Origin of the sequence: Microbacterium yannicii PS01, from assembly GCF_000304335.1 — a bacterium.
Taxonomy (GTDB): Bacteria; Actinomycetota; Actinomycetes; order Actinomycetales; family Microbacteriaceae; genus Microbacterium; species Microbacterium yannicii_A.
In genome coordinates, this window is sequence record NZ_CAJF01000008.1 from 26,742 (window position 1) to 53,107 (window position 26,366).

The following is a 26,366-nucleotide window of genomic DNA, read 5'->3' on the forward strand; positions in this document are numbered from 1 at the left end:
ATCCTTCACTGTGAGAGGCTGCGGAATCGCCGCAGCCGCAGGCTGTTTCCGACGACGAAGACGCTCGAGAGCGCCATCGCCGCGCCGGCGATCATGGGGTTGAGCAGGCCGAGAGCCGCGAGCGGGATCGCGGCGACGTTGTACGCGAACGCCCAGAACAGGTTGGCCTTGATCGTACCGAGCGTCGCTCGCGAGAGCCGGATCGCGTCGGCCGCGCTGCGCAGGTCGCCGCGGACCAGGGTGATGTCGGATGCCTCGATCGCGGCATCCGTTCCCGTCCCCATCGCCATTCCGAGGTCGGCCTGCGCGAGAGCGGCGGCATCGTTCACACCGTCGCCGACCATCGCGACGACGCGCCCCTCAGCCTGCAGGCCGGTCACGACGGCGACCTTGTCCTGCGGCAGAACCTCGGCGATGACGCGGTCGATGCCGACCTCGGCGGCGATCGTCTGGGCGGCCGCAGCGTTGTCCCCGGTGAGCAGCACCGGTGTCAGGTTCAGAGCACGCAGCTGCGCAACGGCCTCGCCGCTGGTCGGCTTGACCTGGTCGGCGACGACGAGCACGCCGCGCACCTCGCCGTCCCACGCGACCAGCACCGCGGTGCGGCCGGATGCCTCGGCCGCGGTCTTGGCGTCGGCCAGCTGCGCCGGAAGGCTCAGCGCCCAGTCCGCGAGAAGCGTCTCGCGGCCGACGAGCACCGCACGCCCGTCGACGACACCGGACACGCCCTTGCCTGGCACGTTCTGGAACGACTCGACCTCGGGAAGCGGCCCGGTCTCGTCGGCAGCAGCACGCGCGATCGCCTGGGCGATCGGGTGCTCCGACGCGTGCTCGAGAGCGCCGGCGAGCCGGAGCAGCTCGGCGCGGGCGAGCAGCGTCGTAGAGCCCGCGTCCGCCCGGCGGAGATCTGCGGCGTCGCCGGCGTCCGCCCGGCGGAGACCTGAGGCCCCGGCGGCGAATTCCACGCCGATGATCCGCCCGGGAGCGGACTCTCCGCCCGGCGGGGTCTCGTCGCCAGGGGCCAGAACGACGTCGACCAGGGTCATGCGGCCCGAGGTGACGGTGCCGGTCTTGTCGAGGATCACGGTGTCGACCCGGCGGGTGGACTCGAGCACCTCGGGACCCTTGATCAGGATGCCGAGCTGAGCGCCGCGGCCGGTTCCCACCAGGAGGGCGGTGGGGGTGGCGAGTCCGAGCGCGCAGGGGCACGCAATGATGAGCACCGCGACGGCGGCGGTGAAGGCGAGCGACGCGGACGCCCCGGACAGCAGCCAGGCGGCGAGCGTGCCGAGTGCGATCACGAGCACGATCGGCACGAAGACGCCCGAGATGCGGTCGGCGAGACGCTGCACCTGCGCCTTGCCGGTCTGTGCCTCTTCGACGAGCCGAGCCATCTGCGCGAGCTGCGTGTCGTCGCCGACGCGAGTCGCGCGCACCACGAGCCGGCCGCCGGCGTTCACCGTCGCGCCGATCACGGCATCGCCGGGGGAGACTTCGACGGGGACGGACTCGCCGGTGACCATCGAGGCGTCCACGGCGGAGGTGCCCGAGGTCACGACCCCGTCGGTCGAGATCTTCTCGCCGGGGCGCACCACGAACTCCTCGCCGACGCGCAGCTCGGCGATCGGCACGCGCATCTCGACGAGAGGGGCGCCGGCGGATCCGGGGCGGAGCACCGCGACATCCTTCGCCCCGATCTCGAGCAGAGCGCGCAGCGCAGCGCCGGCGCGGCGCTTGGCCCGCACCTCGAAGTAGCGGCCGGCGAGCACGAACGTCGTGACGCCCGCGGCGACCTCGAGATAGATGTCTCCCGCGCCGTCGCCGGGCTGGGCGCTGCCGCCGAGCAGCGCGGGCCACTCGTACGCGTGGGTCATGCCGGGCATGCCGGCCGTCCCGAGGAAGAGCGCGTACAGCGACCACAGGAACGCGGCCGACACGCCGAGGGAGATGAGCGTGTCCATCGTCGCGGCGCCGTGGCGGAGGTTGATCCAAGCGGCGCGGTGGAACGGCCAGGCTCCCCACACCACCACCGGCGCCGCGAGAGCCAGGGACGCCCACTGCCAGGAGGTGAACTGCAGTGCGGGGATCATCGCGAGGAGGATCACCGGCACAGAGAGCACGATGGAGCCGATGAGCCGGTGGCGCAGGCCCGTCAGCTCGGGGTCTGCGGCAGCGTCGTGCGCGTCATCGCTTCCTCGGGACCGACCGTCGCGAAGTGCGGCCGGGGCCGGAACGGCGGCCGAGTACCCGGTCTTGACGACCTCGTCGATGAGCGCCTGCGGGTCCAGCCCGGCCGGGCCGCTCACGAGTGCCTTCTCTGTGGCGTAGTTGACGGATGCCTCGACCCCGTCGATCCGGTTCAGCCGCTTCTCGATCCGCGCGGCGCACGAGGCGCAGGTCATCCCGCCGATCTCGAGTTCGATCCGCGCCGTGGGAGCGGCGCCGGGAGCGGGCGTCGGGGTCATCGGGAGGGGACGGCGGCGTAGCCGGCCTCGTCCACCGCGGCGACGACCTCGTCGTCGGCCAGCTCGCGCGTGGAGACCACCGTCAGAACGCCGGAAGCGGCGCTCACCTGCACCGACTCGACGCCGGCGATCTTCGACACCTCGCCGCGCACGGACGCTTCGCAGTGCCCGCACGTCATTCCCGTCACCGTGTACTGAGCCGCAGCCATGTCATGCCTTTCGTCGTCGCTCCATGATACCCCCGCAGGGTACCTCGCCATCGAGTGTACCCCCCGTGGGTATGAAGAGATCCGCGTTTCGACCTCCGGACCGAAAAACCCCGGGTCCGACCTGTTACACATCGTTAACGAATGGCAACATTGCGAGGCTCTCCCCGCGATTAGGTTTAGGGCATTGGGTCGGTCCCCGAGCCGGCCGCGTACACACACAGCAAGGAGCAACATGAGCGTCTTCACCCGCTCGCGCAAGTCCACCGTCCTCGGCGGCCTCGCGCTCGCCGGCGCCAGCGTCCTCGTCCTCGCCGGCTGCACCAGCGGCGGCACCGGCGGCGGCGAGCCCAGCGAAACCGCAGCCGGCCCGACCGAGGAACTGAACCTCAAGATCGGCACCGCCCTGCCGCAGACCGGAAACCTCGCGTTCCTCGGCCCGCCCGAGGAGGCCGGCGTCGCGTATGCCGAGTCGCTCATCAACGAGTACACCGACACCACCGGGCTGACGCTCGAGACGGTCTTCGGCGACTCGGGTGACACCGACAACAAGGCCTACGAGACCGAGATCCCCCGCCTTCTGGGCGAAGGCGTCTCCGCCATCATCGGTGCCGCGTCGTCGGGCGTCTCGCTGCAGTTCATCGACCAGGTGACCGGCGCCGGCGTCATCCAGTTCTCGCCGGCCAACACGTCCGACGCGTTCACCACGTACGAGGACAACGGCCTTTACTTCCGCACGGCGCCCTCGGACGTCCTGCAGGGCGAAGTGCTCGGCAACCTCATCGCCGAAGACGGCAACCAGACGCTCGGCATGATCGTGCTGAACGACTCGTACGGCACCGGCCTGGCCGGCTACGTCACCGAGGCCTTCGAGGCCGCCGGCGGCGAGGTCGTCGCAGCTCCCACCTACAACACGGGTGACACGAGCTTCGACGCGCAGATCTCCGAGGTGCTGGCAGCCGACCCCGACGCGATCGCGCTGATCACGTTCGACGAGGTTTCCACGATCCTGCCGAGCCTGTTCGGTCAGTTCCCCGGCGACAAGCTCTACTTCGTCGACGGCAACCTGAAGAACTTCGCAGACGCCGGCTTCGCCGAGGGCTCGCTCACCGGCTCGAAGGGCACGCTCCCGGGTCTGTCGATCGACGCGATCAGCGACTTCACCGGCGAGCTCGACGCGTTCGTCGAGGCCGACGGCGGCGAGCCGCTGGCTGACTACAGCTACGCGGCCGAGTCGTTCGACGCGACCACGCTCCTCGCGCTGGCCGCTCTGGCTGCCGGCTCGACCGACTCGGCGGCCATCGCCGAGGCGCTCATCGAGGTCTCCGGCGGTTCGGGTGACGGCGAGAAGTGCGAGTCGTTCGCTGCTTGCGCCGACATCATCCTCGCGGGTGACGTCGCGGACTACGACGGCATCTCGGGCCCGATCACGTTCGACGAGGTCGGCGACCCGACCGAGGCGTCGATCGGCATCTACCAGTACGAGGACGACAACACCTACGTCGCGTACGAGGGCTGAGCCTCACTCACACGATCGGCCCCGGGTCTTCGGACTCGGGGCCTTTCGCGTGCCCGCTCTCACTCCGTTCACGGACGGAACACGCCGTGTCGAGACACACCCCGCACGGCGTGTCTCGTCCGTAAACGGCTCAACCGCGCGCGGGGAGGGGAGGAGGGGGTGCACGAAGAAGAGGGGACGGATGCCTCGGCATCCGTCCCCTCTTCTCGAACTCGTCCGGGTCAGGTGCCCAGCGTGCCGAGGTAGAGCTCGGTGACCTTGGGGTCGTTCAGCAGCTCCCGGCCTGTTCCGGTGTACGCGTCACGGCCCTGGTCGAGGACGTAGCCGCGGTCGCAGATCTGCAGGCAGCGGCGCGCGTTCTGCTCGACCATGATGCAGGTCACGCCGGCCTTGTTGATCTCGGAGACGCGGATGAACGCCTCGTCCTGGCGGACGGGGGAGAGGCCTGCGGAGGGCTCGTCGAGCAAGAGCACCTTCGGGTCCATCATCAGAGCGCGGCTCATGGCGACCATCTGCCGCTCGCCGCCCGAGAGGGACCCCGCGCGCTGCTTGAGGCGCTTGCCCAGCTCGGAGAAGATGCCGGTGACGAATTCGAGACGCTCCTTGTAGGCGCTGGGCCGCTGATAGAGGCCCATCTGCAGGTTCTCTTCGATGGTGAGGCTCGGGAAGACGTTGTTGTTCTGCGGGATGAACCCCACGCCCCGAGCGACGAGCTTGTTCGCCCGCAGCCCGGTGATGTCATCACCCTCGAGCGACACCGTGCCGCTGCGGACGTTGACCTGCCCGAAGATCGCCTTGAGGAGGGTCGACTTGCCGGCGCCGTTCGGCCCGATGATGCCGATGAGCTCGCCCTGTTCGGCGACCAGGCTGCAGCCGTTGAGGATGTTCACGCCCGGCAGGTAGCCGGCGTGCACGTCGTCGACGACGACGACGGGCGTGCCCGTCGCGGTGGGAGCGGTCACTTGACGTCCTCCTCTTCCTCTTCGGCCAGGCCTTCGTCGACGAGGACCGCGGCATCCGCTGCGGCCGACGCCGCGGCATCCGTCGTCGGATCGGCCTCGATGACGTTGATGCGACCGGTCACGACACCGAGGTCGAGATCCTGGTGCGCACCGAGGTATGCGTCGATGACCGCGGGGTTCCTCATGACGGACGTCGGGTCGCCTTCGGCCACAATGCGGCCCTCGGCCATCACGACGACCCAGTCGGCGATGTGGCGCACCATGTGCATGTCGTGCTCGACGAAGAGCACGGTCATGCCCTCGTCCTTGAGATCGAGGATCTTGTCGAGCAGCGACTGCGTGAGGGCCGGGTTGACGCCGGCCATCGGCTCGTCGAGCATCACGAGCGTCGGCTCGGTCATGAGCGACCGTGCCATCTCGAGGAGCTTGCGCTGTCCGCCCGAGAGGCTCGCCGCGAAGTCGTCGGCCTTCGCGTCGAGCTTGAACTTCTTCAGCAGGCCCATCGCCCGGTCTTCGAACTCGGCGTCCTGCGAGCGCCAGATCGTCGGAATAAGGCTCGCGAAGAACTTCTCGCCGCGCTGATTCTGCGCGCCCAGCTTCATGTTCTCCATGACGGTGAGCAGGCCCAGCGCCTTCGTGAGCTGGAACGTGCGGACCAGTCCGCGGCGTGCCACCTTGTAGGCCGGGACGCCCGACAGCGACTTGCCTTCGAACGACCACGTGCCCTGATCGGGCTGGTCGAAGCCGGTGAGCAGGTTGAACAGCGTGGTCTTGCCCGCGCCGTTCGGGCCGATGAGGGCGGTGATCGCGCCACGCGGGATCTCGAGGTGATCGACGTCGACGGCCGTCACGCCTCCGAACGTCCGGCGCACGCCATCGGCCACGATGATCGGGTCCACCTTCGCGACGCCTGGTACGGCCTCGCCGACGTGCAGGCCGGTGGTCTTGGCGCGCGCCACCGGCGCCGAGCCCATATCAGCGGTCGATCCGGTGACCGGCGACGGTTCGTTCGGGATGCTGTGGCCCGAAGCCTCGTTACTTGAGGTGCTGTTACTTGAGGAGTCGTTACTTGACAAAGGTCAGCTCCTTCTTGTTGCCGAGGATCCCCTGCGGCATGAAGATCACGAGCAGCATGAGCGCGACGCCCACGAGGATGAAGCGGAGCGTGCCCGCCTGGATCTGGTTGAGCCCCGGAAGCAGCCCGGCCGTGGCCATCGCCGGCAGCACGTTCGACAGGAACGTCTGCAGCGCCCAGAAGATCAGCGAGCCGAGCAGCGGTCCGAAGACCGTCGCGGCGCCACCGAGCAGGAGAGCGGTCCAGATGAAGAACGTCAGCGACGTGACATAGACGCCCGGGCTGACGGCCGAGGGAAGCGCGTAGACGATGCCGCCGGCCGCGGCGAGCATGCCGCCGAGCACGAGGGCCTGCATCTTGTAGGCGAAGACGTTCTTGCCGAGCGAGCGGACGGCGTCCTCGTCCTCGCGGATGCCCTTGAGGGTGCGCCCCCACGGGCTGCGCGTCAGCATCCAGACGACGAGGGCGGCGATGCCAAGCGTCACCAGGCCCATGATGCGGACCCACCAGCCGGTCTCGTTGTACATCCAGGGACCGAAGCCGTACTCGCCCTGCGGGATCGGGTTCGAGGAGCGGAAGCTGGCGTGGTACCCGCTCAAGCCGTCGGCCGAACCGGTGACGTCGTCGAACGCCGTCGTGAGGAAGAGCAGGCGCACGACCTCGGCCGCCGCGATCGTCACGATGGCGAGGTAGTCGCCGCGCAGGCGCAGGGTCGGGATGCCGAGGATGAGCGCGAAGATCGCCGCTGCAGCCAGGCCGATCAGCGCGCCGGCCCACCAGGGGAGGCCGAACGAGAGGATCGAGATGGCGTAGCCGTAGGCGCCGATGGCCATGAAGCCGGCGATGCCCATGTTGATGAGGCCCGCGTAGCCGAAGTGCACGGCGAGTCCGAGAGCGGCCAGCGCGTAGCCGATCGTCGCCGGGCTGAGGATCGACGAGGCCGTGTTCGAGAGAATCTGAATCCAGTCCATGGGTGGTCCTAACCGATCCGCTCGCGTCGTCCGAGGATTCCCTGTGGGCGGAACAACAGGATGACGATGAGGATGAAGAGTGCGCTGGCGTACTTGAGGTCGGCGGGGATCCACAGGCTCGACACCTCGACGAGCAGACCCACGATGATCGCACCGACGAGCGCGCCGTAGGCGGTGCCGAGTCCGCCGAGCACGACGGCGGCGAACATGAGCAGCAGGATCTGGGCGCCCATGTCCCACTTGATGCCGGGACGGTAGTAGGCGTACAGGATGCCGGCGAGACCGGCCAGGCCTCCCGCTACGATCCAGACCACACGGACCACCGAATCCACGTCGATGCCCGACGCCGCGGCCAGCGACGGGTTGTCGGAGATCGCGCGTGTCGCCTTGCCCATGCGGGAGCGGGTGAGCCACAGGGCGAAGCCGACGATGACGATGATGGAGATCGCCAGCGACACCATGTCGATGACGCTGAGCTCCACGGCTCCGAACAGCGGGATCTTCGCCTCGGCCGAGAACGGCAGCTGCAGCGTGCCACCGCCGATGAAGAGCTGGAAGGTGTACCGCAGCGCCAGTGACAGGCCGATGCTCACGATCATGAGCTGCACGACTCCGACCCGCCGTCGACGCAGAGGTCGCCACAGGATCGCGTCGAGCACGAAGCCGAGCACGGCGCTCAGGATCACGGCGAAGGGATATCCGAGCCACCAGGGCAGCGCCAGGCTGGCCGGCCCGACGAGGAAGAACGCGGCGATCGCGCCGAAGGTCACCATCTCGCCGTGGGCGAAGTTCGAGATGCCCGTTGTGCCGTAGACCAGCGAGAGGCCGATCGCGGCGAGCGCGAGCATGAGACCGAAGCTGAGGCCCTGGATGATGCGCTGGATCAGCTGGTCGAAGAAGCTCGTGACGTTGCGCTCGCCCTCGCCGATGAAGAAGTTGACGGTCACACGGCCGCCCTGCCCCATCTCGACTTCCTTGACGTTGGGCGTGTCGTCGGCGCCCTCGGCGTCGACGACGGCGATGCCTTCGGGCAGCGTGTCCTCATCGAGGGTGACGACGTAGGTCTCGCCGCGCTCGGGGACTCCCACGCGCCACTGCCCCTCGGCATCCGTCTCGACTTCCTGCTCACCCCCTGGGCCGTCGATCGTCAGGGCGACGCCCTCGAGCGGCTCGCCGTCGAGCTGCACATTGCCGCTGATGCGGTAGGGATCGTCTTCGGCGGCAAGGGCCGGCGTCGCGGTGGCGAACAGCCCGAGCAGAATGAGCAGCAAGCCGAAGAGCGCAGCTGTAGCGCGCACTCCGGTCATGCGTCTCGCGGTCACAGTCGCAGGACCCACAAAACCTCCAGTAGCGGCATCACGCGTACACCGAAGCTCGGGTCGCATCGGCCGTGATGAACGACGCTACGACTGTAATGTGTCGCCGGTGTTTCGCCTACGACACCCTGTGGATACGTGATCGTTTCGCAATGGGATGCCGCGGCTCGGCGCCCCCGCGGACGCCGGTGTCCTCGCGTACGCGAGCGCGGGCGCGCGGGAACAAACGGCGGTCGCCGCGCCTTAGAATCGAGTACGGAGCGTCATGAGCGCACCGTCCGCCGCTGTCCACCCCCTCGACCGCATCTGCGAACGCGCGCCCGCGCTGGAGAACCTATGGAGCACAACGACCCCTTCGGCTTCGTCGGACTGACCTACGACGACGTGCTGCTGCTGCCCGGCCACACCGACGTCATCCCCAGCGAGGCCGACACGTCCTCGCGCGTCACGCGCCGCATCACGGTCGCGACGCCGCTCATCTCGAGCGCGATGGACACCGTCACCGAGGCGCGCCTGGCGATCGCCATCGCCCGCGAGGGCGGGATCGGCGTCATCCACCGCAACCTCGCCATCGAGGAGCAGGCGTCGATGGTCGACCGCGTCAAGCGCAGCGAGTCGGGCATGATCACCGACCCGATCACGACGACGCCCGACGCCACGATCGAAGAGGTCGACAATCTCTGCGCCACGTACCGCATCTCGGGCCTGCCCGTCATCGACGAGGAGGGGCGCCTGGTCGGCATCGTCACCAACCGCGATATGCGCTTCGTCTCGGGCTTCGAGCGTCAGACCACCAAGGTGCGCGACGTCATGACGAGCCAGAATCTCGTCACCGGCCGCGTGGGCATCAGCGCCGGCGAGGTCATCGCCCTGTTCGCTCACCACCGGGTAGAGAAGCTGCCGCTCATCGACGACGAGGGCAAGCTCGCGGGCCTCATCACGATCAAGGACTTCGACAAGAGCGAGAAGTACCCGCTCGCCACCAAGGACGAGCAGGGCCGGCTGCGCGTCGGCGCCGCGATCGGCTTCTTCGGCGACGCCTGGCAGCGCGCCGAGGCGCTGCGCGATGCGGGCGTCGACGTCCTGGTCGTCGACACCGCCAACGGTCAGTCCGCCGGCGTCATCGACCTCGTCCGCCGCCTCAAGGCCGACTCGAGCTTCGATCACATCGACGTCATCGGCGGCAACGTCGCGACGCGCGAGGGCGCCCAGGCGCTCATCGACGCCGGGGTCGACGCCGTCAAGGTCGGCGTGGGACCGGGTTCGATCTGCACGACGCGCGTCGTGGCCGGTGTCGGGGTTCCCCAGGTCACCGCCGTGTACGAGGCTTCCCTCGCCGCCCGCGAAGCCGGCATCCCGGTCATCGCCGACGGCGGCCTGCAGTACTCGGGCGACATCGCCAAGGCGCTCGTCGCCGGCGCCGACACCGTCATGATCGGCTCGCTCCTGGCCGGGACCGACGAGTCCCCGGGCGAGATCGTCTTCCAGGGCGGCAAGCAGTTCAAGCAGTACCGAGGCATGGGCTCGCTGGGCGCGATGCAGACCCGCGGCAAGAAGACCTCGTACTCGAAGGACCGCTACTTCCAGGCCGACGTCCCCAGCGACGACAAGCTCATCCCCGAGGGCATCGAGGGCCAGGTCGCCTACCGCGGACCGGTCTCCGCCGTCGCGTACCAGCTCGTCGGAGGCCTGCGCCAGTCGATGTTCTACGTCGGCGCCCGCACGATCGAAGAGCTCAAGGCCAAGGGCAAGTTCGTCCGCATCACGGCGGCGGGCCTGAAGGAATCGCACCCCCACGACGTCCAGATCGTCGTCGAGGCCCCCAACTACAAGCGCTGATCCGGCGACAGGAGCGGCATCCGTTCTCTGTCTCGGCGGCGGGGCCGCGTGTCCGCTGCTCACAGACTTCGCGGATTCGCGCGAATCTCGCAGGATCTTCCCGGATCCGTGCGAGGTCGGCGCGACTCTGCGAGCTTTGTGAGATCCGTCCCTTCCTCCCCCACGCGTGGTGAGGGGAAGCTCTTCACAGAGTGCAGGTTCTTTGGTCCTGCGAGCCGACTCGGCTCACAAGCTGTCCGTATGGCGGCCAGGAGGAAGACAGTCGACGAGCTGCTCGCCTGGCTGATGAACCGAGGCGGCATCGCCCACAGGAATGAGGCGCTGCGTGCGGGATTCGCGATCGCGCTCGTCCGCTCATTCGTGCGCGAGGGACATGCCCAGCTCGTGCGTCGGGTATGGCTCACCCATCCGACTGCCCCGGAAGACCTGCGGACGGCGGCATCATCGGGCGGGAGCATCAGCTGCACCAGCCTCGCTCGGCGGAGAGGATGGTGGATGCCGGAGACCGTCGGCACCGAGTTGCACCTGCATCTCAGGCCCGGCTCGGCGTCCACCGGACTCGGGGACGGATGGGAGGGGGTGACGCACTGGACCAAGCCGCTGATCCCTTCCGAGCGCGCACTCACCGGGACAGTGGAGGATGCGCTGCTCCATATCGCCACCTGTCTCGACCGAGACACCGCGCTCGTGGTCTGGGAGTCGGCCAGCCGGACGGAGCGCATCGCGCCGCAGACGCTCAGGGGCATGGGATGGACGTCGATCGCTGCTCGCGAACTCGCCGGCGCGGTCACGGGCCTTTCTGACTCCGGGCTCGAGACCCTCGTCGTGACGCCACTGCGGCGTTGGGGGCTCGAAGTGCGGCAGCAGATCTACCTTGCCGGGCGGCCTGTCGACGTGCTGGTCGGTGATCGCCTCGTCCTTCAGATCGACGGCTACGAGTTCCACTCTTCAAGCGCGCAGCGGGCAAGAGACATCGCACACGACGCCGAGCTGAGGTTGCGGGGGTACACCGTGCTTCGCTTCAGCTACTCACAGGTCGTACATGACTGGTCGCTCGTCGAGCGCACGGTGCGCAGCGCAGTCGGCGCTCGGCTCCATCTCGCCTCCTGAGCGCACGGTGCGACTGTCTCGCCTGCCCACAGACTTCGCAGCATCCCGCCAAGCTCGCGGCATCCGTCGCGAAACCTGCGAACTTCGCGCGATTCTGTGGAGTTCGGGCCGCCGCAGCTTGTGAGACACGACGACCGCCAATGTCTCGCCTCCTGCGGGCGGCACCGGCCCGACGCCGCAGCTTGTGAGACACCCGCCGTACGCGCGCCGGCGATTCAGGGCAGGCGGAAGGGCGCCGCGGCGCGCGCCGTGTCGTCGACGGCCAGGCCGGCCAGCACGGCTCCGACCGCGGGCGTGAACTTGAAGCCGTGGCCCGAGAAGCCGGCGCCGACGACGATGCGGCCCCGCCGGTCGAGCACGAAGTCCTCGGTGTCGGTCGACGTGTAGGTGCAGCTGATCGGGACTGCCGAGTCGGGGTCGAGCCCCGGCATCCACTCGCCGACGTATTCGCGCAGGCGCTCCGCGAGCGCCGGCACGGGCCGATAGGTGCGGGCGTCGGGGTCGACGACGGGACCGACGAGGTGCAGGCCGACCTTGACGCCCTCGCCCGGGGCCGGCATGCCGTACACGTTGCCGATCTGACGATCGGGATCGACGAAGTGGTTGAACGAGGGCCAGTCGGCCGGGGCGCCGCGCGGCGTGAAGTGAGCCGGGCTCTCTTCCGTCACGGTCAGCCGGGGCAGGGGGAAGGACGGGGGAAGGATGCCGGAGGTCCAGGCTCCGGCGGTGACCACCACGACGTCGGCCACGATGTCGGCGCGTGTGCCGTCCGCCTCGACGGTCACGACGACGCCGTCGGCCCGCTCCTCGAGCGCGGTGACGGCGTGCCCGAAGCGGATGTCGGCCCCGAGGCCGCGCGCGCCCCGCTCGAGCGCCTCGAGGGCGGCGGCCGCCCTGACCACGCCCGCATCGGGCGTGAAGAGCGCGTCGCCGTCGAAGCGCATGCCGCTCCAGCGGCGGCCGGCTTCGGTCGCCGAGAGCACCTCGGCGCGCTCGCCGCGCGCCGACAGCGCGGCGTGGACGCCGCCGATCACCGCCGGGTCGCCGTGCGTGACGAGGCCGTGCAGGCGCAGCAGCGGCTCGCCGGTGGTGCGGGCGAGCTCGTCCCACTCGGTCCGGGCAAGGGTCAGCAGGTCGAGGTAGTGCTCGGCGGCGTACGCGTTGTTGAAGTTGCGGGTGGCGCCGTGCGACGCTCCGCGCGCGTGACCCCGCTCGAACCTCTCCAGTGCGAGCACCGGTTGCCCGCGGCGGGCGAGCTGCCACGTCACGGCGAGGCCCATCGCGCCGGCGCCGATCACGAGGTAGGGGACGCGTGCGGTCATGCCCCCATCCTCCCAGCCTCGGCCAGGGAGGCGCCGGAGCCCTCACGCCCGCCGCTACCCTGAACCCGTGATCAGGCAGCGGCGGCATCCGGCGGCGACTCAGCGCACCGTGCGACTCGAGGCGTTCACCGACGGGGTGTTCGCGATAGCCGCGACGCTCCTCGTGCTCGACCTCACGACGCATACTTTCGGCGAGGTCTCGAGCAACGGCGAACTGTGGACGGCGCTGCTGGGCATGGGCGAGCAGTTCTTCAACTTCGCATTGAGCTTCGTGCTGCTGTGTCTGCTGTGGATGGTGCACGTCCAGCAGTTCGAGCACATCGCCCGCGCGGACGCGACGCTCATCTGGCTCAACAACGCACGGCTCCTCTTCGTGGTGCTCGTTCCGTTCGCGACCGGACTGACCACCGAGTACTCCGAGTACTTCGCCGGACGCATGGCGATGCCGGTCACGTTCTTCCTCGCGATCCTGTTCAGCTGGGTGCAGTGGCAGTGGGCCGTCCGCCGGCGCGACGTCATGCTGCCGGACCTGACGGCAGCGGATGCCGTCGCCTACGGCCGTGGCTCGCTCAGCGCCGTCCTGATCGCTGCCGTCGTCGTCGTGCTTTCGCCCTGGATCGGATCGGCGGCCTTCCTGCTGTTCCTCCTCGACGGCCCGCTTACCCGCGTGCTTCGCGGCAAAGGCGACTGACCCGCAGGCTGGCGGAAAGACGCTGGTCGTGCGTCGGGTGCGCGGCGTATCGTCGGGGGCATGTGCCGGAACATCCACACGCTCCACAACTTCGAGCCCGCGGCATCCTCCGATGAGGTCCACGCCGCCGCGCTGCAGTACGTCCGCAAGATCGCGGGCACGACGAAGCCCTCCAAGGCCAATCAGGAGGCCTTCGACCGCGCCGTGCACGAGATCGCGCACATCACGCAGCATCTTCTCGACGACCTCGTCGCCGTGACGCCGCCCAAGAACCGCGAGGAGGAGGCGGCCAAGGCGCGCGAGCGCGCGATCAAGTCCGGCCGGTACGCCGCTGCCTGAGTCGCAGCACCCGCGGGTCGTCGGCGACCGGTAGCCGAGACGCGGGTCCGGTAGTCTGGTCGGCTGCCCAGCCGCCGACAGGGCGCGGCAGCGGACAGGATCATCGTGGGTTACATCGACATCGCCGCCGTCTCGTACGCGCTCCCCGACGGGCGTCCGCTGCTCGACGAGGTGTCTTTCCGCGTCGGCGAGGGGTCGACGACCGCGCTCATCGGCCAGAACGGCGCGGGCAAGACCACCCTGCTGCGCATCGTGAGGGGCGAGGTCGACCCGCACGGCGGCGTCGTCTCGATCGACGGCGGTCTCGGGGTCATGGATCAGTTCGTCGGCCACGGCGAGGCCGGTCAGACCGTCCATGATCTGCTGATCTCGGTCGCGCCCGATCGTGTCCGCAGGTCGGCTCGCGAGCTGGAGGACGCCGAGGCCGCCATCATCGAGCAGGACGATCTCGACACCCAGATGCGCTATGCCGGCGCGCTCGCCGACTATGCCGAGGCCGGCGGCTACGAGTACGAGACGGTGTGGGACACGTGCACGACCGCGGCCCTCGGCATCCCGTTCTCGCGTGCGCGGTTCCGCGAGCTCACCACGCTGTCAGGAGGGGAGCAGAAGCGGCTGGCGCTGGAGGCGCTGCTGCGCGGACCCGATCAGGTGCTTCTGCTCGACGAGCCCGACAACTATCTCGACGTCCCCGGCAAGCGCTGGCTCGAAGAGCGACTGCGGGAGACGCCGAAGACCGTGCTGCTGGTGTCGCACGACCGCGAGCTGCTGGCACGGGCCGCCGATCGCATCGCGACGCTCGAGGTCGGCGGAGCGGGCAGCACCGCGTGGGTGCACGGCGGCGGGTTCGGCACGTATCACCGGGCCCGCGACGAGCGCATGGAGCGCCTGGACGAACTGCGCCGGCGCTGGGACGAGCAGCACGTCAAGCTCAAAGAGCTCGTCGCGACGCTCAAGGTCAAGGCCACCGCGAACGACTCGTTCACGTCGCGATACCGGGCGGCGCAGACGCGGCTGCGCAAATTCGAAGAGGCCGGACCGCCCCAGGAGCGGCCGAAAGAGCAGGACCTCGCGCTGCGCCTGCGCGGCGCCCGCACCGGCAAGCGCGCGGTGGTCGCCGAGCAGCTCGAGCTGACCGGCCTCATGAAGCCGTTCGACCTCGAGGTGTGGTTCGGCGACCGCGTCGCGGTGCTCGGCTCGAACGGGTCGGGCAAGTCCCACTTCCTGCGGCTGCTCGCGCGCGGCGGCACCGACCCCGACGCGCGGCTGGGTCACCTCACGACGACCGGCGCGGGCCTCGAGACCGTCGCCCACACCGGCCGCGCCGTCCTCGGGGCACGCGTCGTGCCGGGCTGGTTCGCCCAGACCCACAAGCACCCCGAGTTCACCGGACGCTCGCTGCTCGACATCCTGCACCGCGGTGAAGACGCGCGGGCGGGTCTGCCGAGGGATGCCGCGAGCTCGGCGTTGGACCGCTACGGACTCGTCGCCCAGGCCGAGCAGACGTTCGAGAGCCTGTCGGGCGGCCAGCAGGCCCGGTTCCAGATCCTGCTGCTCGAGCTCTCGGGTGCGACGCTGCTGCTGCTCGACGAGCCGACCGACAACCTCGACCTCGTCTCGGCCGAGGCGCTGCAGGACGCGCTCGCGCGGTTCGAGGGCACCGTGCTCGCCGTCACCCACGACCGCTGGCTGGCGAAGTCGTTCGACCGGTTCCTGGTGTTCGGATCGGACGGTCGCGTGCTCGAGTCCGACGCACCCGTGTGGGACGAGACCCGGGTGGTCCGCGAGAGATGAACGGTTCCGGATGCCGGGCCCTCGGCATCCGGAACCCTCCACGCGGGCGCGACGGACCCGCCGGGTAGGCTGGGTTCGTGAGCATGGACATCGAACTCGGTCGCGCCAAGCGCGCACGCCGCGCCTACACGTTCGACGACATCGCGGTGGTTCCGTCGCGGCGCACGCGCAACCCCGAAGATGTCTCGACCGCGTGGTCGATCGACGCGTTCAGCTTCGACATCCCGGTGCTGGGCGCCCCGATGGACTCGGTGGTCAGCCCCCGGACCGCGATCATGCTGGGCCAGCTCGGCGGCCTGGGCGTGCTCGACCTCGAGGGCCTCTGGACCCGCTACGACGACCCCGAGCCGCTGCTGCGCGAGATCTCGGGCCTCGACAAGACCGCCGCGACCCGCCGCATGCAGGAGCTGTACGCCGAGGCGATCAAGCCCGAGCTCGTGCGCGATCGACTCGCCGAGATCCGCGCGGCCGGAGTGACCGTCGCCGGAGCTCTGACGCCGCAGCGCACCCAGGACCTCTACGAGACCGTCGTCGCCGCCGGCGTCGACCTCTTCGTCATCCGGGGCACGACCGTGTCGGCCGAGCACGTCTCGAGCGTCGACCAGCCGCTGAACCTCAAGAAGTTCATCTACGACCTCGACGTTCCCGTGATCGTGGGCGGCGCCGCGACGTACACCGCCGCGCTGCACCTCATGCGCACCGGCGCTGCCGGCGTGCTCGTCGGCTTCGGCGGCGGAGCAGCCTCGACCACGCGCGCGACGCTCGGCCTTCACGCGCCGATGGCCACCGCGGTCGCCGATGTGGCCGGCGCGCGTCGCGACTACCTCGACGAGTCGGGCGGCCGCTACGTGCACGTCATCGCCGACGGCGGCGTGGGCACGTCGGGCGACATCGTCAAGGCGCTCGCGATGGGCGCCGACGCGGTCATGCTCGGCGTGGCGCTGGCGCGCGCGACGGATGCCCCGGGGCAGGGCTTCCACTGGGGACCCGAGGCACACCACGCCAGGCTCCCGCGCGGACGCCGCGTGAAGGTCGACCAGGTCGCGCCGCTCGAAGAGATCCTCTACGGTCCGGCGCCCGTTGCCGACGGCACGGCCAATCTCATCGGGGCGCTGCGCAAGTCGATGGCGACCACCGGATACTCCGACCTCAAGGAGTTCCAGCGCGTCGAGGTCGTCGTCGCGCCGTACGCCGCCGGATGACGCTAGCGTGACCGACCCTTCGACAGGCTCAGGGACCGACCCTTCGACGGGCTCAGGGACCGACCCTTCGACGGGCTCAGGGACCGACCCTTCGACGGGCTCAGGGACCGGCTCTTCGACGGGCTCAGGAACCGGCTCTTCGACTGGCCCGGTCGCTGAGCACGGCCCTTCGACAGACTCGGGAGCCGACCTGTCGACAGACCCGGTCGCTGAGCCTGTCGAAGCGTTCCCGCCGACCCTGCGCGAGGTCATGCTCCGGCCGCAGTGGATCGGGATGCTGCTGCTGTGCCTCGTCGTCGCGGGAGTGTTCGCGTGGCTCGGGCAGTGGCAGCTGGGACGTGCCATCGACACCGACCCGCCGCCGCCGGGCGCCACCGAGCAGGTACGGCCCCTCGAGGACGTCGCCTCGCCCGGCGAGTACCTGCCCGAGCCCCTCGTCGGGCAGCGGGTCGAGACGGCGGGGGCCTGGGTTCCACGAGACTTCCTGATCGTCGAGTCCCGCTTCAACGACGGCGTCGAAGGCTTCTGGGTGACCGGGCAGCTCCGCCTCGACCCTTCGACTGGCTCAGCGACCGACGAGCCGACGTCGGTCGCGGTCGCGCTCGGCTGGGCGGCCACCGAGGACGACGCGCTCGCCGCCATCGAGCGGCTCGCGTCCGACGCATCCGAGGGCGATGTCGTGGAGGTGACAGGCCGCCTCATCTCGGACGAGGGCCCGCTGCCGCCGTCGACGCGCGGCGATCCGCAGACCATGACGCGCATGTCGCCCGCGGCCCTGCTCGGCCGCTGGCACGACGTCGATCAGCTGAACGTCTACCGGCCGTATCTGGCGTCGTCGGAGCCGTTCGCCGGGCTCACCGCCATCACGTCGCCCGCGCCCGACGAGGCATCGAGCGTCAACTGGCTCAACGTCTTCTACGCCGCCGAATGGGCGGTGTTCGCGGGCTTCGCCTTCTACCTCTGGTACCGCCTCGCTCGCGATCAGTGGGAGAAGGAGCTCGAGGACTTCGAGGACGACCAGCAGCCGGACGGCGCCCCGGAAACCCGCGGGTAGACTGGGGCCATGCCCCGCGCCCCCAAGCTCGCCTCTTTCCCGGCGATCCGCGGAGCCCTGAGGTTCTACCAGATCTGCTCGATCATCACGGGCACGATGCTGCTGCTGCTGGTCGCCGAGATGGTCGCCAAGTACGCGCTCGGCTACGAGCTGTACCTCGGCGGATCCGGCGGCTTCCTGTGGTTCGCGCCCGTGGTCGAGACCGCGGCAGGCCTCGAGTCCACCGGCGACGGATTCAACCTCTCGCTCGGCATCCTTGTCGCCCACGGCTGGTTCTACGTCGTCTACCTCATCTCGTGCTTCCGCGTCTGGAGCCTGATGCGGTGGAACCTGCTGCGTCTGGCGATGCTCGCCGCCGGCGGCATCGTGCCGCTGCTGTCGTTCTTCATGGAGGCCCGCGTCGCGCGCGACGTGAAGCAGTACCTGAGGCAGCGAGAGGACGCGGAACTGCATACCGGCGCCGACCACTCTTCTTTGACTCATGCGATCCCGACGGAGAACAAGCGGTGACAGAACAAACCGAGACCTCGCAGCGCCCTGTCCTCGTCGTCGACTTCGGCGCGCAGTACGCGCAGCTGATCGCCCGGCGCGTCCGCGAGGCCGGCGTCTACAGCGAGATCGTGCCGCACACCGCGACCGCGGCCGACATCGCCGAGCGCAACCCGGTGGGCATCATCCTCTCGGGCGGACCGTCGTCGGTCTACGAAGAGGGCGCGCCCCAGCTCGACACCGGCGTGCTCGAGCTCGGCGTTCCGACGCTCGGCATCTGCTACGGCTTCCAGGTGATGGCGCAGCAGCTGGGCGGCGAGGTCGCCCACACCGGATTGCGCGAGTACGGCGCGACGGATGCCGCGGTCGCCGGCGACGGCGGCGTACTGCTGGCCGGCCAGCCGCCGGCGCAGAACGTGTGGATGAGCCACGGCGACCAGGTCGCCCGAGCCCCCGAGGGCTTCGACGTCCTCGCGTCGACGGCCGTCACTCCCGTCGCCGCGTTCGGCAGCGACGAGAAGCGCCTGTACGGCGTGCAGTGGCACCCCGAGGTCAAGCACACCGACTACGGCCAGAAGGTCCTCGAGAACTTCCTGCACAAGGCCGCGGGTCTCCCGGCCGACTGGAACAGCGGCAATGTCATCGCCGAACAGGTCGAGCGCATCCGCGCCCAGATCGGCTCCGGCCGCGTCATCTCGGCGCTGTCCGGCGGAGTCGACTCGGCCGTCTCGACCGCCCTGGTCCACGAGGCGGTCGGCGACCAGCTGACGGCGATCTTCGTCGACCACGGGCTGCTGCGAAAGGGCGAGCGCGAGCAGGTCGAGCAGGACTACGTCGCCTCGACGGGCGTGCGCCTGATCACGATCGACGCTCGTGAGCGCTTCCTCGACGCCCTGGCCGGCGTCAGCGACCCCGAGCAGAAGCGCAAGATCATCGGACGCGAGTTCATCCGCACATTCGAGGAGGCCGAGAAGGCCCTCCTCGCCGAAGCGGCCGCCGACGGCGAGCCCATCCGCTTCCTCGTGCAGGGCACCCTCTACCCGGACGTCGTCGAATCCGGCGGCGGTGCCGGCACCGCCAACATCAAGTCGCATCACAACGTCGGCGGCCTTCCCGAAGACCTGCTGTTCGAGCTCGTCGAGCCCCTGCGCACCCTGTTCAAGGACGAGGTGCGCGCGATCGGCCGCGAGCTCGGTCTGCCGGAGGCGATCGTGGGCCGTCAGCCCTTTCCGGGGCCCGGCCTCGGCATCCGGATCGTCGGTGAGGTCACCGCTGACCGCCTCGAGATTCTGCGTGACGCCGACGCCATCGCGCGCGAGGAGCTGACGCGCGCGGGGCTCGACACCGAGATCTGGCAATGCCCGGTCGTGCTTCTCGCCGACGTCCGCTCCGTGGGCGTGCAGGGCGACGGCCGCACCTACGGACACCCCATCGTGCTTCGGCCGGTCTCGTCCGAAGACGCCATGACCGCGGATTGGACCCGTCTTCCCTACGACGTGCTCGCCCGCATCTCGAACCGCATCACCAATGAGGTGCGCGAGGTGAACCGGGTGGTGCTCGACGTCACGTCGAAGCCGCCGGGCACCATCGAGTGGGAGTGACTTCTGACGGATGCCTCGGACCTCGGTCCGAGGCATCCGTCGTCCCTCCTGCACCCGGCAGGTGAACGGGGAGGACGAGCGCGCGGGCGAGGAGTGGGAGGGCGGGGATTGCGTGGGGGAGGATGGGAGCATGGCGCAGTTCCCGGATGCCGAGTACCTCATCCTCTCGAGCAGGCTCATTCCCGATCACGACGGCGGGTACGGGTTCGCGGTCCTGGCGCGGGCGCGGCAGATGGCGGCGGCCGGCGTCGGTGAGGGGCGCGGTCCGCTTCTGCTGACGTTCGACCCCGGAACCGCCGCCGACCACGCGCAGCACCGGCGGGCGTTCGACGAGCGGGACCTGATCGTCGCCCCCGACCGCATGCGCAACCTCTTCGATGAGGCATCCGATCCCCGCGGCGGCGCTGCCGCGTGGCTGCGCGCGGCCGCCCACGCCGGCGACCCCGACCCCGCGCTCGAGTACCGCAGCGTCGCCGATGCCGAGGGGCGTCCGGTCGTCGGGCTTCCCGTCATCCATGGCGACCCGGACTGGCACATCACGACCGCCCCTGTCGCCATCTACGGGCCCGACGGCGCTGTGCAAGGCACCCTCGCCGGGTTCGGGGCGCTCTACCGGGCGTGGCTCGAGCACGTCGTGGCCCAGCTTCGCGCCCAGAACGGCCCGAAGCCGGTCGTCGTCATCTGCGAGTCGCGGCAGCTGGGCGAGCTCATCGCGGGATGGAGCGATCCCGGAGTCCGGCTCATCCACTCGATCCACACCATCCACCTCGAGCCGCCGTACACCCCCGACGCCCCCGTCAACGCCCTCTGGGACCGATGGTTCAGCATGGCCGAGCGCTTCGACGCCGTGCTGTGGCTCAGCGAATCCCAGCGCACCGACGTCGTCGAGCGCTTCGGCGAAGAGGGCGTGCACCTCGTGATCCCCGCCGGCGTGCCTGCGGCGTCCTCCGTGACGCCGAGTTCGCAGCGCGACCGCGGCCGCGTCGTCATGCTCAACCGGCTCGCGCCCGGCAAGCGCGTCGACCACGCGATCCGCGCGTTCCGCGACGTCGTGGCCGCGGTGCCGCACGCCACGCTCGACATCTACGGCGGCGGAGTCGAGCACGACCGCCTGCAGGCGCTCATCGACGAGCTGCGCCTAGGGGCGCACGTCGTGCTGCGCGGGACCACCGACGATCCGGGTCGCGTCCTGGACGCGGCATCCGCTTTCCTGACGACCTCGGCGTTCGAGGGCCAGGCGCTCGCGATCGTCGAGGCGATGGTGCACGGGTGCCCGGTCGTCGCCTACGACGTGCGCTACGGTCCGCGCGACCACCTCGCCAACGGCGGCGGCGTGCTGGTGCCCGACGGAGACGAGGCCGCGCTCGCCGCAGCCATCGTCCGCGTGATCGACGATCCTGAGGAGCACGCGCGCCTGGCCCGTGAGGCCGCGCAGATGGCGCGCCGGGTCGATCCCGATCGCGTCACCGAGGCCCTCGCGCAGGCGGTGCACGACGTGCTCGCCGCCCCCTCGCGTCGCGCGTAGCCGGGGCCTGCTGCCTCGCGCGGCCGGATGCGGTGGTCGCGCCGTCCGCAACTCCTGAGAAATGGACAGCAGAGCGGGTGGCCGCGGCGGATCCCTCAGGGGGATCACACCGACGCCGGAAGGTTCTCAGGAGTTGCGCACCGGCTGCGACCGGCACCCGGTCTGCTGAGGGCGGAGCCGCCGCGAGCGGAAACGGATGCCGCGGCCGCCCCGCCGGCGCAGGCTGTGGGCATGGCAGAAGAAGGCAAGATCCCACAGTTCGGGGCCGAGGCCCGACGCGAGCTGTTCCAGCAGCGCGTGCTGGTGCTGGACGGTCCGCTCGACGACGACAACGGCACCCTCCTCGCGACGCAGCTGCTCGCGCTTGCGGCTGATGACGAGGCATCCGACATCGCCCTGTGGATCCACTCCCCGGGCGGGTCGGTGCCGTCGATGCTGGCGATCCGCGACGTGATGCGCCTGATCCCCAACGACGTCGCGACCCTCGCGCTCGGCCTGGCGTGCAGCGCCGGACAGTTTCTGCTGTCGGCGGGAACCAAGGGCAAACGGCGGGCGCTGCCGCACGCGCGCATCCTGATGCATCAGGGGTCCTCCGGCATCGGCGGATCCACGGTGGACGTCGAGGTGCAGGCCGACGACCTCCGGCACACGCGCGACACCGTCCTGCGTCTCGTCTCCGAAGACACCGGCCAGCCCATCGACCGGATCTTCGAGGACTCGCTCCACGACCGCTGGTACACGGCCGCGCAGGCGCGCGACTACGGCTTCATCGACGGGATCGTCGACGACTTCGCGCAGGTGGTGCCGCGGCGCCGGCGGCCCGCCGGACTCGGTGTGGGCGCCGTGGGCGTGTCGGCGGGGCGGACGGGCGGGGTGGCGGCATGAGCTCGTACACGATCCCGAACGTCGTGGCGCAGCATCCGCGGGGCGACCGCGTCATGGACGTCTACTCCCACCTCCTCGCCGAGAGGGTGGTGTACCTCGGTACCGGCATCGACGCCGGTGTCGCGAACGCGCTGATCGCGCAGCTGCTGCATCTCGATGCCGACAGCCCGGACCGCGACATCCAGCTCTACATCAACTGCGAGGGCGGCGACCCCGCCGCCATGCTCGCCGTCTACGACACGATGCAGCACGTGCGTCCGGACGTCGCCACGACCGTGGTCGGTCAGGCGATCGGCGTCGGCGCGGTGATGCTCGCCGCCGGCGCGGCGGGGAAGCGCGCGGTGCTGCCGCACGCCCGGGTGGTGCTGCATCAGCCGGCGGGGCAGGGGCGAGGCGCGATCCCCGACCTGATCCTGCAGGCCGACGAGCTCGTGCGCGTACGCGGCGACGTCGAGACGATCCTGTCGCGACACACGGGGCAGGATGCTGCGAAGCTGCGCACCGACACCGACCGCGACCGCGTCTTCACCGCCGTCGACGCGGTGGCCTATGGGTTGGCGGACCACGTGCTGGCCGAGCGCTGAACTCGGTCCGCCGAAAGCGGGGACGAGCCCGGCGTCCGCGCTTCGTGCGGCGGTCAGGTCGTTCGCGCCCCGTCGACGCGCCGGACGAAGTCGCGGAGAAGCAGGTTCACCTTGACCGGGTCGCGTGCCTGCGGCAGGTGACCGCCGCCCTCGATGATCACGTGCTCGCCTGCAGTGAGCTCGGCGAGGCGGACTCCGCGTACCGGGCTCTGGCACCGATCGAGCGAGCCGGTGATGACCAGCACGGGGCAGCGGACCGTCTCGGCGATGGCGATCGTCTCCGGCTCGTCGCCCGGGTAGGGCGGCGAGTACCCCGCCTCGATCATCGCCTCGGGCGTGGTCTGCATCGCCCACTCGACGCAGTCCTGCCGCTGCTTGGTCGAATGCGGCTCGGGGAACATCTCGCCGAAGAAGAAGTCGGCGAAGTCCGGCCAGTCCTGCAGCCAGTAGTGGCGATTCAGCTTCTGCCAGCCCTCGTACGCGGCGCGGGGCTCGTCGAAGTCGAACTCGACCTTGTGCGGCAGTGGAGGGCTCAGTTGCAGTCCGGGGTTGATCGCACAGATGCCGAGCACGCGCTCCGGCTTCTCCGCCGCCATGAGGACGACGTATCCTGCGCCCGTGCACAGTCCGACGAGCACGGCCTGCTCTGCTCCGACCGCGTCGAGCACCGCCCAGGCGTCGTCGATCATGAGGCGGTCGGCGTAGCCCTCAGGGCTCGACGGGGTGCCGCTGCCGCCGTTTCCTCGCGGGTCGCTGACGACGACGCGGAACGACCGGGCGAGGAACGGGATCTGCGCCTTCCAGCCGCGGCTCTGCACGATCGTGTCGGGCATCAGGAGATACACCGTCGGCGAGCCGTCGCCGTACACCTCGTAGTGGATGCCGACGCCGTCCCGGTCGACGGAGCCGCTCTGCACAGGTTCGAGCGCGCGCATCAGATCAGCTCCCCGAGGAGTGCCGCGGCGCGCGCCGCGCCGTCGGTCTCGACCGGGCGGTACCGCACCTCGCGCGCGACCTCGGTGACGATCGCCGCGGCCAGCGCCTCGGCGTCGCCGGTCTCGGCGTACCGGACGCAGCGGCCCGCACCGTAGTTGGCGAGCCGGTGGCGCACATGGAAGTTCTGCTCGAAGTGGTTCTCGAGCGGCACGGAGAGGAAGGGGCGCTGCGCCGCTGTCAGTTCCATGCAGGTCGTGAGCCCGCCCTGCACCACGGCGACGTCGCACGCGGACAGCGCGAGGTACAGGTCAGGGATGAATCCGCGGACCGTCGCCCCCGGACGGCGCGGCAGGGAGCCGGGATCGATTCTCGGTCCGGTGACGACGAGGAAGTGAAGCTCGGGACGCAGCCGCCGCGCCGGGCCGACGGCATCCATCACCCGGCGAAGCAGGGCGTCGCCGACGCCCGAGCCGCCGACGGTCACGACGCACAGGAGGTCGTCGGCGTCGAGTCCGAGGCTTCTTCGCAGGGCGGCCCGCTCGTCGTCGGTCGGCGGCGTGAATCCCGTGACGTAGCCGGCGAAGTCGTAGTTCGCCTCCGTCCAGTCCCGGATGCGCGGCATTCCCGCCCCGAACGAGGCGTCGACGACGTCCTCGGGGTTCCCGACGAAGATGGAGCGATCGCGCAGGCGGCGGTACCGTGCCCGCTGCTCGAGCATCTCGGCGTTGTAGTCGGCGGTGAGCTCGGCTTCGGCGTCCCCTCCCTGCGGCATCGGCAGCCACCCCACGAAGTCGGTCATCCAGGCGAACGCGAAGCGCTTGAGCTCGGGGTTCTCGTGCAGGAAGTAGTCGACCTCCCAGGCCTCGTCGCCGATCACCAGGTCGTAGTACGTCTCGTCGACGACGTCGTTGAACACCATGAAGTTGTTGACGAGGATCTCGTCCATGCGCCGGATCGCCTGGAACGCGTGCAGGTCGTGGTCGGCGGACTCGTCCTCGATGTGTGCGGACTCGTTGGCGAGGAGGGCGGATGCCGGGTGCACAGGTTCCCCGGCATCCGCCAGCACTCGCGTGACCGGATGCTGCGCCAGCCAGTCGATGTGCAGGTCGGGGTGGATCTTCCGCAGCTCCTGCGCGATCGCCACGTCGCGGCGGGCGTGTCCCAGTCCGATCGGGGACGAGAGGAACAGAGCCTTCTTCGGACGCCGCTGCGCTCTCACCCAGGTGCTGCTGCGACCCGTCATGACGGCCATCCCCCCAGTGTGCTCCTTTCGTCCCCCGACCGTCAGGGCCTCGCCTCGATCACGCGGTTGAAGGGCGTCTCGGCAACGCTGCGGAAGCGCGTGAACCCGCCGGCGGTGGTGACGTCGCGGATGCGGGCGGGGCCCGCCTGCGTGCCGAGCGCGAGTCCGACGTCCTGCGACAGGGACGACGGCGTGCACAGCAGCGTCGAGAAGCCGTAGTACGCGCGTCCGACCGGGTTGAGGTTGTCTTCGACGTGGTCTCCGGCCATCGGCTCCACGATCATCCAGGTGCCGTCGTCGGCGATGACCTCGCGTACGTGCCGCGCCGCGCCGACCGGATCGCCCATGTCGTGCAGGCAGTCGAACATGGCGACGAGGTCGTACCGCGCGTCTGCGCGTGCGGGGCCGAACTCCTGCGCCGTCGCGACCTCGAACCGCACCCGGTCTTCGACGCCGGCCGCGGCCGCGCGTTCCCGCGCGGTCTGGATGGATTCGGCGTGATAGTCGGAGCCGACGAACCGCGAGTTCGGGAACGCCTGCGCGAGCAGGATGGTGGAGGCCCCGTGCCCGCAGCCGACATCGGCGACGAGCGCGCCCGCCTCGAGCTTGTGCTGCACGCCGTTGAGCGCGGGGATCCACGAGTCGACGAGGTGGGCGTGATAGCTCGGCCGGAAGAACCGCTCACATCCGACGTGCACGTCCGTGTCGTGCTGGTGCCAGCCATACCCGGCCCCGCTGCGCGCGGCGTCGACGATGTGCTGCGTGTCGTGCACGGTGCCGAGCGCGATCTGGAAGAAACCGGGCAGGAAGGCCGGGCTGTCGGCATCCGTCATCGCCAGCGCATGCTCGGGCGGCAGCGTGTAGCGCCGCGTCGCCGGGTCGTACGTGACGTAGGCGCCGGCCGCCTGCGCGTTCAGCCACTCGCGTGCGTAGGGCTCGGCGGTCTGGGTGCGCTCGGCGAGCTGCGCGGGCGTGGTCGGCCCGTGGGCGGCGAGGTCGCGGTAGTAGCCGAGCTTGTCGCCCATCACGACGAGTGCCGCATTGAGGGTGGCGCCGACCTCGTCGACGGCACGGAAGACGAAGCCCATCAGCTTGTCTGTGTCGATGGCGACGGCGTCGGCAGGCGCTCCGGCCGCCGTCTCGGTGCTGTTGTCGGTGGTGGTCGTGCCGGTGCCGGCCGTATCGGTGGTGGACATGTGCGACTCCTTCGTCGGTGGCGTGGTGATATGTCCCGACCG

The 26,366-nt window shown here is 70.0% G+C and carries 23 protein-coding genes; 13 read left to right on the forward strand and 10 right to left on the reverse strand.

Annotated features, from left to right (window positions below):
* Positions 1–5: 5 nt before the first annotated feature.
* Both WYM_RS06145 and WYM_RS06150 read right to left on the reverse strand, forming a co-directional pair.
* Positions 6–2,465 carry a heavy metal translocating P-type ATPase gene (locus tag WYM_RS06145; protein ID WP_019179949.1) on the reverse strand — a complete coding sequence of 820 codons (2,460 nt, stop codon included), beginning with the start codon at positions 2,463–2,465 and terminating at the stop codon, positions 6–8.
* Positions 2,462–2,674, reverse strand: coding sequence for a heavy-metal-associated domain-containing protein (locus WYM_RS06150; protein ID WP_019179950.1), 213 nt, complete (start codon positions 2,672–2,674; stop codon positions 2,462–2,464). Before WYM_RS06150 ends, WYM_RS06145 begins: the two co-directional genes overlap by 4 nt.
* Before the next feature lie 232 nt (positions 2,675–2,906).
* Between WYM_RS06150 and WYM_RS06155 the strand changes: the two genes are divergently transcribed.
* Positions 2,907–4,190: an ABC transporter substrate-binding protein gene (locus WYM_RS06155; protein ID WP_019179951.1), complete on the forward strand. Its 1,284-nt coding sequence runs from the start codon at positions 2,907–2,909 to the stop codon at positions 4,188–4,190.
* Between the two features lie 221 nt (positions 4,191–4,411).
* Here the strand turns inward: WYM_RS06155 and WYM_RS06160 are convergent, their stop codons facing one another.
* The 4 genes from WYM_RS06160 to WYM_RS06175 form a co-directional block, all read right to left on the reverse strand.
* Complete coding sequence (locus tag WYM_RS06160; RefSeq protein WP_019179952.1) at positions 4,412–5,152, reverse strand: ABC transporter ATP-binding protein; 741 nt, start codon at positions 5,150–5,152, stop codon at positions 4,412–4,414.
* A complete protein-coding gene (locus WYM_RS06165; protein ID WP_019179953.1) occupies positions 5,149–6,126 on the reverse strand; it encodes an ABC transporter ATP-binding protein in 978 nt (325 codons plus the stop codon). The genes WYM_RS06160 and WYM_RS06165 overlap by 4 nt, the downstream gene beginning before the upstream one ends.
* 91 nt (positions 6,127–6,217) lie before the next feature.
* Positions 6,218–7,198: a branched-chain amino acid ABC transporter permease gene (locus WYM_RS06170; RefSeq protein ID WP_019179954.1), complete on the reverse strand. Its 981-nt coding sequence runs from the start codon at positions 7,196–7,198 to the stop codon at positions 6,218–6,220.
* 8 nt (positions 7,199–7,206) lie between these two features.
* The gene (locus WYM_RS06175; RefSeq protein ID WP_051008082.1) at positions 7,207–8,505 is read right to left on the reverse strand and encodes a branched-chain amino acid ABC transporter permease; all 1,299 of its coding nucleotides are present in this window, start codon (positions 8,503–8,505) and stop codon (positions 7,207–7,209) included.
* Between the two features lie 345 nt (positions 8,506–8,850).
* On the opposite strand from WYM_RS06175, the gene guaB reads away from it, so the two are divergent.
* Both guaB and WYM_RS06185 read left to right on the forward strand, forming a co-directional pair.
* Positions 8,851–10,353, forward strand: a complete 1,503-nt coding sequence (gene guaB, locus WYM_RS06180; RefSeq protein WP_019179956.1) for an IMP dehydrogenase — start codon at positions 8,851–8,853, stop codon at positions 10,351–10,353.
* A gap of 495 nt (positions 10,354–10,848) precedes the next feature.
* Entirely contained in the window at positions 10,849–11,463 is a 615-nt protein-coding gene (locus tag WYM_RS06185) for an endonuclease domain-containing protein (RefSeq protein WP_237739327.1), read from the forward strand.
* A 215-nt stretch (positions 11,464–11,678) separates the two neighbouring features.
* On the opposite strand, the gene WYM_RS06190 is transcribed toward WYM_RS06185, so the two are convergent.
* Positions 11,679–12,785 carry an FAD-dependent oxidoreductase gene (locus WYM_RS06190; RefSeq protein ID WP_019179958.1) on the reverse strand — a complete coding sequence of 369 codons (1,107 nt, stop codon included), beginning with the start codon at positions 12,783–12,785 and terminating at the stop codon, positions 11,679–11,681.
* Positions 12,786–12,852: 67 nt separating this feature from the next.
* Between WYM_RS06190 and WYM_RS06195 the strand changes: the two genes are divergently transcribed.
* The 10 genes from WYM_RS06195 (at position 12,853) to WYM_RS06240 (ending at position 22,949) form a co-directional block, all read left to right on the forward strand.
* Entirely contained in the window at positions 12,853–13,476 is a 624-nt protein-coding gene (locus tag WYM_RS06195) for a TMEM175 family protein (RefSeq protein WP_019179959.1), read from the forward strand.
* Between the two features lie 60 nt (positions 13,477–13,536).
* Positions 13,537–13,815, forward strand: a complete 279-nt coding sequence (locus tag WYM_RS06200) for a DUF2277 domain-containing protein (RefSeq protein ID WP_019179960.1) — start codon at positions 13,537–13,539, stop codon at positions 13,813–13,815.
* A 105-nt stretch (positions 13,816–13,920) separates the two neighbouring features.
* Positions 13,921–15,609: an ABC-F family ATP-binding cassette domain-containing protein gene (locus WYM_RS06205; protein ID WP_019179961.1), complete on the forward strand. Its 1,689-nt coding sequence runs from the start codon at positions 13,921–13,923 to the stop codon at positions 15,607–15,609.
* A gap of 83 nt (positions 15,610–15,692) precedes the next feature.
* Positions 15,693–16,811, forward strand: a complete 1,119-nt coding sequence (locus WYM_RS06210; protein WP_019179962.1) for a GuaB3 family IMP dehydrogenase-related protein — start codon at positions 15,693–15,695, stop codon at positions 16,809–16,811.
* A 250-nt stretch (positions 16,812–17,061) separates the two neighbouring features.
* The gene (locus WYM_RS06215; protein ID WP_019179963.1) at positions 17,062–17,865 is read left to right on the forward strand and encodes an SURF1 family protein; all 804 of its coding nucleotides are present in this window, start codon (positions 17,062–17,064) and stop codon (positions 17,863–17,865) included.
* A 9-nt stretch (positions 17,866–17,874) separates the two neighbouring features.
* Positions 17,875–18,375 carry a DUF3817 domain-containing protein gene (locus tag WYM_RS06220; RefSeq protein ID WP_019179964.1) on the forward strand — a complete coding sequence of 167 codons (501 nt, stop codon included), beginning with the start codon at positions 17,875–17,877 and terminating at the stop codon, positions 18,373–18,375.
* Positions 18,372–19,955, forward strand: coding sequence for a glutamine-hydrolyzing GMP synthase (gene guaA / locus WYM_RS06225; protein WP_019179965.1), 1,584 nt, complete (start codon positions 18,372–18,374; stop codon positions 19,953–19,955). Before WYM_RS06220 ends, guaA begins: the two co-directional genes overlap by 4 nt.
* Positions 19,956–20,085: 130 nt before the next feature.
* Positions 20,086–21,480, forward strand: a complete 1,395-nt coding sequence (locus tag WYM_RS06230) for a glycosyltransferase (protein ID WP_019179966.1) — start codon at positions 20,086–20,088, stop codon at positions 21,478–21,480.
* A gap of 231 nt (positions 21,481–21,711) precedes the next feature.
* Positions 21,712–22,365, forward strand: a complete 654-nt coding sequence (locus WYM_RS06235; protein WP_019179967.1) for a ClpP family protease — start codon at positions 21,712–21,714, stop codon at positions 22,363–22,365.
* Positions 22,362–22,949 carry a ClpP family protease gene (locus WYM_RS06240; protein ID WP_019179968.1) on the forward strand — a complete coding sequence of 196 codons (588 nt, stop codon included), beginning with the start codon at positions 22,362–22,364 and terminating at the stop codon, positions 22,947–22,949. The genes WYM_RS06235 and WYM_RS06240 overlap by 4 nt, the downstream gene beginning before the upstream one ends.
* A 53-nt stretch (positions 22,950–23,002) precedes the next feature.
* On the opposite strand, the gene WYM_RS21035 is transcribed toward WYM_RS06240, so the two are convergent.
* The 3 genes from WYM_RS21035 to WYM_RS06255 are packed head-to-tail and all read right to left on the reverse strand — an operon-like array spanning position 23,003 to position 26,324.
* Positions 23,003–23,884, reverse strand: coding sequence for an alpha/beta fold hydrolase (locus tag WYM_RS21035; RefSeq protein WP_019179969.1), 882 nt, complete (start codon positions 23,882–23,884; stop codon positions 23,003–23,005).
* Positions 23,884–25,137, reverse strand: a complete 1,254-nt coding sequence (locus WYM_RS06250) for a glycosyltransferase (RefSeq protein WP_019179970.1) — start codon at positions 25,135–25,137, stop codon at positions 23,884–23,886. The genes WYM_RS21035 and WYM_RS06250 overlap by 1 nt, the downstream gene beginning before the upstream one ends.
* Positions 25,138–25,169: 32 nt before the next feature.
* Positions 25,170–26,324, reverse strand: coding sequence for a class I SAM-dependent methyltransferase (locus WYM_RS06255; protein ID WP_019179971.1), 1,155 nt, complete (start codon positions 26,322–26,324; stop codon positions 25,170–25,172).
* Between the last annotated feature and the right edge of the window lie 42 nt (positions 26,325–26,366).